9 protein-coding genes and 1 pseudogene are annotated in these 11,511 nt (G+C 60.6%); 5 read left to right on the top strand and 5 right to left on the bottom strand.

The genetic code is table 11. The features are described from left to right. Positions 1 to 44: 44 nt before the first annotated feature. The 3 genes from AC3WLM_RS20005 to AC3WLM_RS19995 form a co-directional block, all read right to left on the bottom strand. The gene (locus AC3WLM_RS20005; protein WP_492478596.1) at positions 45 to 1,100 is read right to left on the bottom strand and encodes a hypothetical protein; all 1,056 of its coding nucleotides are present in this window, start codon (positions 1,098 to 1,100) and stop codon (positions 45 to 47) included. Between the two features lie 76 nt (positions 1,101 to 1,176). Continuing rightward, the gene (locus AC3WLM_RS20000) at positions 1,177 to 1,671 is read right to left on the bottom strand and encodes a hypothetical protein (RefSeq protein ID WP_492478595.1); all 495 of its coding nucleotides are present in this window, start codon (positions 1,669 to 1,671) and stop codon (positions 1,177 to 1,179) included. 18 nt (positions 1,672 to 1,689) lie between these two features. Beyond that, a complete protein-coding gene (locus AC3WLM_RS19995) occupies positions 1,690 to 2,655 on the bottom strand; it encodes a hypothetical protein (RefSeq protein ID WP_492478594.1) in 966 nt (321 codons plus the stop codon). A 1,414-nt stretch (positions 2,656 to 4,069) separates the two neighbouring features. On the opposite strand from AC3WLM_RS19995, the gene AC3WLM_RS19990 reads away from it, so the two are divergent. The 4 genes and pseudogenes from AC3WLM_RS19990 to AC3WLM_RS19975 form a co-directional block, all read left to right on the top strand. Beyond that, complete coding sequence (locus tag AC3WLM_RS19990) at positions 4,070 to 4,549, top strand: hypothetical protein (RefSeq protein ID WP_492478593.1); 480 nt, start codon at positions 4,070 to 4,072, stop codon at positions 4,547 to 4,549. Between the two features lie 1,093 nt (positions 4,550 to 5,642). After that, complete coding sequence (locus AC3WLM_RS19985) at positions 5,643 to 6,197, top strand: IS701 family transposase (protein ID WP_492478592.1); 555 nt, start codon at positions 5,643 to 5,645, stop codon at positions 6,195 to 6,197. Positions 6,198 to 6,233: 36 nt separating this feature from the next. Further along, positions 6,234 to 6,533 (top strand): hypothetical protein, encoded by a 300-nt coding sequence (locus tag AC3WLM_RS19980; protein WP_492478591.1) that lies wholly within the window; start codon positions 6,234 to 6,236, stop codon positions 6,531 to 6,533. A gap of 104 nt (positions 6,534 to 6,637) precedes the next feature. Beyond that, a pseudogene (locus tag AC3WLM_RS19975) lies at positions 6,638 to 6,883 on the top strand (transposase); the annotation flags it as partial. Positions 6,884 to 6,953: 70 nt separating this feature from the next. On the opposite strand, the gene AC3WLM_RS19970 reads toward AC3WLM_RS19975, so the two are convergent. Next, positions 6,954 to 8,282 carry a glycoside hydrolase family 1 protein gene (locus AC3WLM_RS19970; protein WP_492478658.1) on the bottom strand — a complete coding sequence of 443 codons (1,329 nt, stop codon included), beginning with the start codon at positions 8,280 to 8,282 and terminating at the stop codon, positions 6,954 to 6,956. Between the two features lie 90 nt (positions 8,283 to 8,372). Beyond that, on the bottom strand, positions 8,373 to 10,727 hold the full coding sequence (locus AC3WLM_RS19965) for a TonB-dependent receptor (protein WP_492478590.1): 2,355 nt from the start codon (positions 10,725 to 10,727) through the stop codon (positions 8,373 to 8,375). Positions 10,728 to 10,875: 148 nt separating this feature from the next. On the opposite strand from AC3WLM_RS19965, the gene AC3WLM_RS19960 reads away from it, so the two are divergent. Continuing rightward, on the top strand, positions 10,876 to 11,502 hold the full coding sequence (locus tag AC3WLM_RS19960) for a TetR/AcrR family transcriptional regulator (protein ID WP_492478589.1): 627 nt from the start codon (positions 10,876 to 10,878) through the stop codon (positions 11,500 to 11,502). Positions 11,503 to 11,511 lie beyond the last annotated feature (9 nt).

Genomic DNA, 11,511 nt, shown 5'->3' with positions numbered 1-11,511 from the left:
GGCATTGCCGGATCTGGCATTTCGTCCCTGGGCGACATTCGCGATCAGTTGATCGAGGCGCGGAACACGAGCGTCTTGGTCTCGCTGGCAGCGACCGAGGCAATCGTTCCGGTGACGGTGTTCGAGGTGAAGTCGCCAACACCCGTACCATCTGCCTGGCAGACGCCCGAGACCACGCTGCCGTTCGTCTTGACTCCGAAGCCTGCGTCAAAGGTCAGGTTCGCCGGCAAAGGGTCATTGACCGCAACCGAGGTTGCCGCTGCACTGCCGGCCGCATTCGAGACGGCAATGCAGTATTCGATCGTCGCACCCGGGATCATCTTCGGGTTCGTGGTCCCGTTGACCGGGTCGCTGATCACGCGAGATGTCTTGGTAGCGCTCAGCGCCGCAGCCAGCACGGTGTAATCGTCCTTGGCAGAAAATGCTGCGTCGCGCAGTCCGTCGGTGGCACCCGAACCATCTGCGAACACGGTGTCCATGCCGGCCGTGTTGCCACCGGTGGTCTGCACCAATGCCGCACCCTGACTGCCGGCCCCCCCGCCTGCCCGCGCCGTTGCGGTAAGGGTGACAACAGCGACACTGCCCGTCGTCAGGCTCAGCGGGACGTCCGAGACCACGAAGACCGTGGCCGAGCCATCAGCTGCCAGTTCGTCGAGATAGGTGATCTGCGCATCGCCGGAATCGTACGAATTGCTGCCGTTCGAATCGCGGAAAATGCGCACATTGCTGGTGTCGAAAGTATCGGTATTGGCATGGGCGCCCGCCCCGCCGCTCTGCTGGGCGGCAACGAGCGCAAAGTCGAGCACGGCGTTCGACGTGTTGGTCACGGTAAAGGCCGTCACGGCCGAAGTTTGACCGGGCGAGACTTGCGTCGTTGTTGTCCCGACTTCGGCGACCGTGAGGTTGACCTTGCGGTCGACCGTCAGCGTGTCGGATGCCGAGGTGCCAGTCTGGTTGATGCCGCCAACCTGGAACGCCACCGTCACGTTGTTGGTAATGGTGCTCCCGGCGGTCGTGCCGGCGGCAAAGGCCGGATTTGTGCTGAGTACGGCGAGCGCGCAAACGCCCGCCGCCCCCAGCAGTCTGCTGCGGTACGTCATCTATTGCTCCGTTTCTGATTGCCTGCGTGTCGACTTGCCGCCCGCAAGCTGGCGGCCTTGCTACCCCCCGCGGCTCTTAGCGGACGGTCGCGTTGTACTGGACCTTGCCCGAAGCGCCTGAAGCAATCGCGGCTATGACCCAGCGCATGTGCGTCACATCGCTGGCCTTGGCCGGGCGCTTTGCTCCGGAGCTATCGATAATCGAAAGTGCGGCAAGCTGTCCCCAGGTCTTGCCACCATCAACCGAGACCACCGCATTGCCGATGCTCTCGGGCAGGATCTCGACGGCCGCAGGCACGGGGTTGGTCACGACAAAGTCCGTCACCACCTGCGAGCCCTGATTGCGATAGGAAGTCGAGAACAGCAGGCGATCGCCAGGAACGACAACCTTGGGCTCGCTCAGGACCAGCTTGCGCACGCCGCCTTCTTCAACGGCCTTTTCCAGCATCACGCTGCCCTCGAGGGCGACCGGGTTGGCTGCTGGCGGGTTGGCTGCTGGCGCCGCTGCTGCCCCTGCCCATGGCGTGGCCAGGGCCAGGGCGGCGGCGGTCAGGGAAATCTTGATGTTCATCTGCTTGTGTCCCCACTGTCAGTTGATCTGTACGGTGAAATTGACTGTAAATCGGGTACCGCCCGCAGCATCGCCGAGCGCAACGCTTACCCCGCTGCTGCCGGCCTTGCCGGCATCGCCATCCTCGCCATCGGTCAGGGCAGCACCATCGAGCGACAGGGAGCCTGCCGTATAGGTGGTACCTGCCGGGATGACGTCAGCGACTGCGAGACCTTGTGCAATGCCACTGCCCGATACTTCCGCAACGAGCTGGTAGGTCACTTTGGCTCCGGGGATCGGTGCAGTGCCGCCAAACGGGTCGACAACACGCGCTGACTTGATCAGGCTGACGCTGGCGAGCGAGGAGCGCATTGCGGCCTGTGCCGCGTTTCTGGCGGTGGTGAGACCGACAACGGCATTGCCGCCACCTTCACCCTTGCCGGCAAAGCTCATGCCCGGCGCTCCGCTTCCGGTCACAGCGGCTGCGACGAGCTGGACCCGGGCCACTTGTGCATCGCTCGCACCATCCGGCAGCGCAGTGAGCACGAATATCCGCGCGGCGCCGTCAGGCGCGAGCACGGGGGTCTGTGCGCCGCCCGCCAGCATCTGGTCGACGCCTGCCTCGTAAGTGCCGTTGTCATTGCTGTCGATCGCAAGGCCGATGACCTGTGGGCTGAACTGGTTGCCGCTCATTGCCGCATCGACGGTGAGAACGAATGCCTCCGGCCCATTTCCGCTGTTGGTGACCGCAAACGGCAACACGCCTGTCTCGCTTTGCAGCACAAGCTCGGAGGCAGCGAGGCTGGTGACCGCAACATCGAGCAGTTCATCGACCCTGATAACGACCTTGTTCGACCTGATCGTGCCGGTCTGGCTTCCGGCCTTGAATGTTGCAGATGCCGTGTTCTCGATGAGCGTGCCGGCATTGACCCCCGCAGCATGCACCGGGGTCACGCACGCCAGGGCAAAAAGGCTGCCAGTGCCAAGGAGGAGCTTCGGGCTCACGGACGGTGCATAAGTAGACATACGCATCCCAAACACGCATTAGGGTTAAGGAGTTCTAACCATTTAGAGCAGGGTGCTGTTAACCGTATCGAGTGCCCGGGACCGGTGCGTCAGGCCTGATGGCAAGCCACAAACCATAAACTCCATTAACTTCATAAGCTTATGGGTGAGCCGGTGAAATGGTGCGAGGCAGGCGGCTACCCGATTGCCAATTTTACATCCGAATCGGAGGGAAGGTCGCCTTCCTGAAGCCAAGGCCTCTCGACCTGCCATGGTGTCCCGATTCCCGGGCGCCCAGCAGGCGTTCATTTTGGAGCAGGGAGCAGACAGATCACCTGTGGCTGGCATTGGCAACAAGGTCCCGATCAGCCAGGCGCCCTGCTGTAACAGGACGAAGACATACGACGGCATGCAGCCGTCGGACATGCGCCGCTTGGAACCGTTCCAGGACAAGGTACCCAAGCTGCGCAAGCGCGTTGCGGACTTCTCCTTGGACAGGAACATCCGGCAGGACGTCATTCGCCGAAAGGTGTGAGGCATGCTCGTAGACGTGAGCGGGTCAAGAGCGGGCGCGGTGACTGGGGTGTGTCGATCTGCCGGGCTGGCGAGGTTCTGGAGATGGATACGCCGACCTGCCACGACAGATGCCCCGCCGAAAGCGGGCCGGTTCTGAAACCAGCAACTACGGGAGCTGCGGGATCTGCGGGATCTGCGGGATCTGCGTCCGTGCTGGCTATCTTTGCGTCAACGTGCTTCTTCACCATCACGGCGGGGAGATCGCCATGAAACAAAACGCACTGGACCTACAACGATCTGGGTCCCGGATTCGCAACAAGACGCCAAAGCGCACGGCCAAGGCATAGCGCAGGCAAGTCCGCGACGTGGCCTGCGGCAAGGCGGATGCCTGGGGTCCAAACGCAATCAGAGCGCATTCGAGGTTCGAGGCAGCATGGCTCAGCGCAAGGAGGCAGGGCGCAGGAATATGTCAATATTTACCCGCGGCGGCCTTCGGCTCAAGTCTTGCCGACGCGGCGATGGGCCATTCTGGTCGAACCCCTTCGGGGAATATGCCCTGATCGCGTTTGGACCCTAGACCAGGGACTTTGTCCGAAACCAGCTCGGGTCACATCACTCCTTGTCAGATCCAACACCTGCTGGTGGGTCATGGATGCGTATCGCCAATAAAGGCGCGTCTGGCACCTCCATGCTGGTCGGGACCTGGCTTCTTGATGACCCGCACGAACAATTAATGCTTCTTATCAATGACATGTAATGAGGAAGGCAGTAAAGATGTAATCTTGATGAAATGTCAGCGTATGGTTTATTCAAATTTGCCTCTATTACTGATATCTTGCAGCCGATCGAGCAAGACAGGACATTTGCCCTTTGAACAGACATTCTCCTCTCGCAAAGCTTGGCGGTATCCTTGCTGCAATTTTCAGGTAGCGCCGTGGATCGGCCTGGCTGGCACTCTCTGCGGGTTCTGCTGGATAAACGTCTGATAAACTACGCAATTGCAATCGATGCCATCCAGCGCCTGCAGTCCGATGATCTCGTCATCATCGACATGGAAATGTCATCCGGCAACTTGCCTGTCGTACGCGACAGGTCCGGAATCGGCCTTGGCGTGATCACAAACGCTGCCCGCCGCCATGTCGAAGGCGCAACCGGCATGATGCTTCCTGACAAGGCACTGTTTGAACGAACGCTCGAATTTGGCTTTCTGGTGAAAGTCCCGCTGGTCGGCATCCGGACGCAATCAACCAGCATGTTCCCTGCCGCCCCTGGCTTGTGCAATCAGCTGGCCAGGACCATGGCCGCCAAGGCTGACGCCGGCCTCACGGGCAAATGGCGCAAGGCGCCAGCAAAGCCCAAACCGCCATCAACCGATTGACGCCTGAAAGCCTGGGAAGCGCGCAGCATGATCCGCCGATCATGTCGGTGACGCACGGCGCATTTCATGAAGCCGGCTCCTTCCGGCTGCTGCGCGACTGACAAACCCTATAAGTTCCGGCAGGAATTGTTTCGCCCGGTGCCGCCCCCAGCATAACACCGCACGCTGGGTCGCCATGGCTCGCCCGATCGGCACGGATCGGGGAAGACCCTTGCCTGACGGACCAGGCCAGACCAGCTGCCGGGCAAGATTGCGAGATGTCGCAGGATTGCACCGGGTCCCGGGTTGATACACGCACCCTGCAGATCCGGGATCATACTGACTTGATTGGAGAAATTTCCAGCCTAGGCTTCTGGCATGGCTGGACGAACGCCCGTTTCGAGCTGTCTGTCGCGCGCGACATTTGCAGCCCTTGCCGTGTTTGCTGGAGCACCGGCAGCCCATGGCGCACCCGCTGTCTCGGCATCCGGCCATGCAAGCGCAGAAGTCGTCGTTCCTGTCGAAATCCTGTATTCACTTGGCAGACCCGGAACGAACCAGCCAGCCCTGAATGCAGCATCCCAGTCGATCTGCCGGCCGCTGCGCGCGCCCTGCCCGATTCACTTCGACACGGTTGTCGTCATAATCGACGAAAAGGACACCAGGCGCCCACAGTCCGGAGCGGCAGCTTCGCCACGGGTTCTTGTCTATTTCGAGTGAACGCCCGGTTGGGCAGGGAATATGCTGGGGCAACTTGCGGCAGCCTGACTTCCCTCCGGCACAGACAAGACACGCCAAACATCAGCGATGATCGTCGTCGGCGTAACCCGTTTTCGCGCCATGCTCATGACGGTAGCATGGGCTGCAGCTGCCCCGGCAGATTCCCTTCCTGCGCCGGCTTACACTGGCCTGGTGATCACCTTTGCCAAGGGCCGCAATTGGTCAGGACATGCTGGAGGTTGCGGCAAGGATGGCTCTGCGCCAGGCGGCATCCGCGCAGGCATGCATCTACTACTGTTGCAGTTTCTGCCGGGTTCTGATTCTCTCTGTGTGGTCAGCGGCGGGTTGGGTAATGGCGGTTGCGGAGTGAGCTGGGACGCTTGTTGATTGGCGGATGGCACTGGCTGAGTTGACGGCATATCTTGCTCCGGCACTGGGCCGGGCGGAGACGCGGGCGTCGGGCGGCGCGTTCATAGACGGACTACTTTCGGCAGCCGAGCGCAAGACGGAATGGCTGCTGGCGGAAGAAGCTGGACTGGGTCGGCCCTATCGCATCCAGTCGCTGCTTGGGCGCAGCGCCTGGTCAGCGGACGCGCTACGCGCACTTGTGCAGGATTATGTCACGGCAGCGCTCGTTCAGGGCGGTGTTCTAGTCGTGGATGAGACGGGTTTTCTCAAGAAAGGTGCGCGTTCGGTTGGGGTCGCGCGGCAATATTCGGGGACGGCGGGGCGGATCGAGAACTGCCAGGTAGGCGTGTTTCTCGGCTACGCCAGCCGCTTCGGCAATGCGCTTATCGACCGCCGGCTCTATCTGCCCAAGGCCTGGGCCGAGGTCAGCGACCGCCGCAGCAACGCGAGCGTACCCGAGGATGTCGCCTTCGCCACCAAGCCGACCATGGCGCGCGAGATGATTGCTGCAGCGTTGGATGGCGGAGTTTCCTGCGCGTAGGTTCTGGCGGACGCGCTTTATGGTTCGGACTATCAGTTGCGCCGCATGCTGGAGGATCATAGCCAGCCCTATGTTCTGGCGGTGCGCTCCAACCAGCATTTGCGTTTCCTGACGCAGGAAGGCCTGATCCAGAGCGATACGGCCTATCTGGCGGAGGAACTGGAAGCGGGCGACCAGCGCGGCGCCACATGGACCCGTGTCGAAGACGATCTCGGCGTTCCGCCAAACGGGACAAAACGAGTCCAAACCGGCAAGCAGCATGACGCTTGCTCAGGACGTGCTCACAACGCCGGAAAGCCGCCGGCTCATCGCAAAGCTCATATGCGCCGCTCATAACCATCCCGTCTTCATCTGGGCATGGTCCCGATGGCGGGGAATAGACCAGTACGTCGCCGCCTGTTACCATCGAAGAAAACGGTCAAAACCGCAACTGTAGTACTAAGGCAAAGCTCGGCATGGCGAGCTATTTTTGCAAGCCATCAGCGCCTTGGCAGAAGGGAAGCGTCGAGAACCGCAACGGCCGTATCCGCCGCTTTCTGTCGCTTGACACTGACATTGCCCCACTGCCGAACTATGATCTGGCAGCTATCATCCAGAGGCTGAACAATACTCCGCGCAAGTGCCTCGGATTCCGAACACCAACCGGGGTCATTGGAGAACAAATCGCACCCCACATAGCGAATTGAATTTTGGTGCCGGGCGTGGGGCTCGCCCCACCCCCGGCAAAACGCTACACTCTCATCGGAGGTTCGCACTTCAAATAGAAATCACAGCGTTGTTCTTGGCAATGCCCCCCAGCACGAATGCGCTTGGCTTTGGCGTGCGCTTGAAGGTTGTGCGGTCAACTCCGACCAAGCCGAACTTTGGGCTATAACCCGAATACCATTCAAAATTGTCGAGCAGGGACCAGTGGATATAGCCCAGCACTTCTGCGCCATCGGCCATCGCTCCGCGCAGGCCCTGCAGCGCATCGACGATGAATGGCGCCCGCACGGCATCATCGGCAATGCCCACGCCATGTTCGGTGATCAGCACCGGTTTGCCTGATGCCTTGTGGACATAGCGCACCGCCCCACCAAGCGAGGGTGCGTGGATTTCGGCGCCCATCTGGCTCAGGACGGCACCGGCTGGCGGCGGGAGTGCGCCCTTGGCATCAAACCGCATGCGATCATAGTTTTGGATACCGATGAAATCGTCGTCTGCGCCAAAGGCAAACCACGGTTCATAAGCCTCGGCGCGCTTGCGATCACGGATCATAGTCACGCCGGTGGCCTGATCGTCTGATACCGCAAGGCTGAGGCCAACCGGCAGGTCTGGCTGTATAGACTTGATCGCGGCGCGCGCTTTGCGGTGGGCTGCGCCCATGATCGGGATCATGGCAAGGTGTTCTTCGCGCGAGAGCAAGAAGCCGGCCGAAAAGTTCTGGCTCCCAAGCGCTGCGCCAGCGGCCTTGAGCATGGCGGCATGGCCAGCATAAAGCGCAGGGGGCAGGCCGATCCACGACAGGATCGTCGGCAGGTTCGGCTCGTTCAAGGTTACCGCATGACTGATGCCAGCACCCAGGCCCCGGGCGGCTCGTTCGCAATAGCGCGCAAAAAGGTCTGGCGCGGCAGGGTTTGTCCATCCGCCGCGCGCGGCAAACCAGCGCGGACAGGAAAAGTGGTTGAAGGTGACGACCGGCGCCAGGCCACGGACGCGGCAGCCTTCGATGATGCGGCGGTAGTGGGCGATCATCGCATTGGAAAACTGGCCTTCCTCAGGCTCGATCCGCGCCCATTCGAGCGAGAAACGATAGGTATTGAGGCCCAGACTTTGTACCAGATCGAGGTCAGCCGGCCACAAATCGAAGGCGGCGGTGGCAGAGCCGGAAGGTTCGGCAAAGAGCGACGGCTTGATTTGTTCCATCCACCAGAAATCGCTGGCGGTATTGTCCCCTTCAGTCTGGTGTCCAGAGGTGGCCACGCCCCACAGGAAGCCCTTGGGGAACTGCGCGCGCGGCTTGGCAGCGGCGCTGATCGCGGGGCTGGCAGCGCTCAGTGCCGCAGTTACCACAAGGCCGGAAAGGGCGCGGCGGGTGATGATCATGACGTGGGGAAACTCGCTGCCTTGGGATGAACGCTTGCCGATCCGTACGAAGTGGACCGGGGCAGGCAATCCGCCCCGGTCCAACCATGTTCAGTAGCGCAAGGACAGTGACAGGCCGAACGACCGGACCGAATCCAGCCCGAAGACCTGGCTGTAGGATTCGATGCCATCGTTTTCTTCGCCAGCGTTCAGCCCGATGCTTTGGGGCACATGCTGGTTGGTGCAGTTCTTGCAGAACAGGCTGGCCTGCAAAGTGCTGCCAACTTTCACGCCGATGTTTGCACCGAACGTGTCTACTGCCCGGAAGAAGCCACCGGGTGCGCCATTCAGAATGTAGTTCACCGAGGAGCGGTGGTACCAGTTACCCTGCAGGAATGGCACCACACCACCGCTGACTGGCAGATCGTAAACCGCCTGCACAGTGGACGTGAATCTGGGCGAAACCGGCAGCCTGAGGCCCGCTGCATCGAAGGTGCCCGATGTTGCGCAGCTTGGGGTGGTCTGGCTCGAATAGCACTGCGCGCCGGGGAAGCTCTCGAACTTGGCATCAAGGAACGACATTCCGCCGTTGAGCGAAAATCCGGGCAGCGGACGCGCGGTGAAGCCAACTTCCACCCCTTGCGTTTTCACCTTGGCGGCATTCTGCACAACGAAGGTCTGCAGCGTGGTATCCAGCGATTGGACCTGATAATCGTCGAAGATGGAGCGATAGAACGATACGTTCAGCGTCAGCTTGCGATCGAAGAAGGCCGTTTTGATGCCCAGTTCAGTGGTGTTCGATATTTCAGGCCGGATCGCAGGCACGAACGCTGTGCCGTTTGCAACGGCGATGGCGGTATCGTTGAAGCCCGGCCCTTTGTAACCCCGGCCCTGGAAGCCAAAGAGCAGAATGTCTGGCGTTACCTGATATTGCGCGCCCAGCTTCCAGCTGAAATTGTTGGCGTTGAAGGCTTCGCGGTAGCGTCCGTTCGGGCCGGACAGCGTTACGAAGTAGTTGCGGCGGCCGTGGCTGAGGTCGAGGCGGATTTCATCGCGGGTATAGCGGCCGCCGGCTATAAGACGCAGGCCGGGTGAAACCTCGTAGGTGAGCTGGCCAAAGGCGGCGTAGCTTTGGGTGTCGAGCACGAAATCGGTATCGCGGCCAAGGAAGAAGCTGTTGCTGACCGAGCAGGTCCCCGGAGGGGCGCCGGGCGTTGCCACTGCGCCAACGCAAAACGGATATTGCGGCAAAAGGAAGGCCGGGAAGCCAGTGTTTCCATAGATCTCGCTGGACTGATCAAGCGTAGACTTGAAGTAGAACAAGCCAACTTGTCCGCTGAGCGCTGCATTGGCTGGCAGGGCCAGACGCAGTTCGTTGGAATATTGATCATAACGCGCATCGGTGGCGTTGACGTTGACTTCATCGATCGGGAGGTAATCGACATCCAAGCTTTGGTTGTTCGAGAAATAGCGCCACGCAAAGATGTTCGACAGTTCAAGGCCCGAACCCAGTTCATAGTTGATCGTCGCCTGCGCGCCGCCGGTATCGATATCGCGGAAAGCACCGCCATTGCCGGTGTAAAGGAAGTTGTCCGGCCCAGCGGTGCCGCCGGCGCTTTCATAGACTTCGCGGCGGGCGCTGCCGGGGCCAAAAGCGCGCCATGTACTATCGAAGAACGCACCTGCGCCGGTCAGCTGATTATAATCGCCAATCACATACAGCGACAGCGCGTCTGTGGGTTCGATCAGATATTTGGCCTTGATCTGCAGATTGCGGCGGTTGAGATCATCCCGGCGGCCGGGTACAACCGCATCGATGCGCGTCACCGGCGGTTCCTGATAGCCATAGAGTGCGTTGATGCGCAGCGCGGAATTGGCGCTGACGGGAATGTTTAGCACCTGCCGCGCGATGATGCCGGAGGCATTGCGATCCGCGCCGGGCGTTTCGCGGAAGGTCACTTCCACATCGCTGCCGCCCGAGTACTCGCCCAGACGCGGCTTGGCGGTGACGATGTTGAGCAGGCCAGCCGAGGCATTCTTGCCGAATAGCAGACCTTGCGGTCCGTTGAGCACTTCGACCCGTTCCAGATCCATCAGCAGCGGCGTGCCCAGGTTGGGACGGCCAAGGTTTACCTCGTCAATCGCCAAGGCCACGCTGGAATCAATGGTGCCGGCAAAAGCCAGCGTGCCGATGCCGCGCACCGAGAAGCTGGCATCAAGACCGATTTGCAAGCTGGGAGCTGCTTGCGACACGCCAACCAGATCGTTGATCTGGCGTGTGCGCAGTTCATCGGCGCTGACAGCGGTCAGGCTGACCGGAATCTTCTGGATGCTTTCGCTGCGGCGCTGTGCAGTTACCACGATTTCGCCCACTGCGCCTTCTGCGTTATCGCTCGCGTCCTGAGCCCAGACCGGCATGGCAATCGCAGCGGCGCTTGCGCCCAGAATCACTTTCAACGCCTTCATGTCTCTCTCCCTGCAGCTCCTGTGAACTGGCGACGCACTTACTGACGATAAAACATACATTCAAGCATGAATGTTATTTCTGTATCTTGAACAATCCGGTGGATGCGTGGAATAGCGGAGTGCCGCTTGCAGACAGAGGGATCGGGGCTTGAAGATACGCCGCACGCAGGAAGAGCGATCTACCGAAACTAGAGCGGCGCTGCTGCAGGCCACGGTTTCTGCGATCCATGACCTTGGCTATGCCGCAGTTACCACAGCGATCATTTCTGAACGTGCGGGCCTTTCGCGCGGGGCTTTTCTGCACCACTTCCACACCAAGGCCGAACTTATGGCAGCCGTGGTCAAGATGGTTTTCGACGATGAAATGGCGCAGTATCAAAAGATTGTGCAATCTCCGGAGATGGATCACCTATCGCAGTGGCCCCGCATCCTCTGGTCTGTCCTGTCCCGGCCATCGGGCATTGCCGTTCTTGAAATCCTGCAAGCGGCACGCAGCGATCCGGATCTGGCCCGCATGGTCGGGCCTACGCAAAAGGGTGCCGAAGAAGGGGCTTTGAACAAGTTGCGCGAAGAGTACGGTGGCGATGAAGCAACCGCGCGTTCGGTGATGCGTTTGATGGTCTGGGCTATTCGCGGATTGACGCTTTCCGATATGATTCTGCCCGACCGGCAGGCGACCATGGGTGCGGTCAATTTACTGGCAAACATGTTGCTGGCTGTCTCACCCGATGGTGCGGTTCATGGATTGCAGCAGTTTACCTCACCGCCGGATTAACGATGATCG

It is taken from the genome of Novosphingobium sp. FW305-C-30-35, assembly GCF_058783135.1.
The sequence above is the reverse complement of the archived record's forward strand: the minus strand, read 5'-3'. Positions and strand labels throughout refer to the sequence as shown.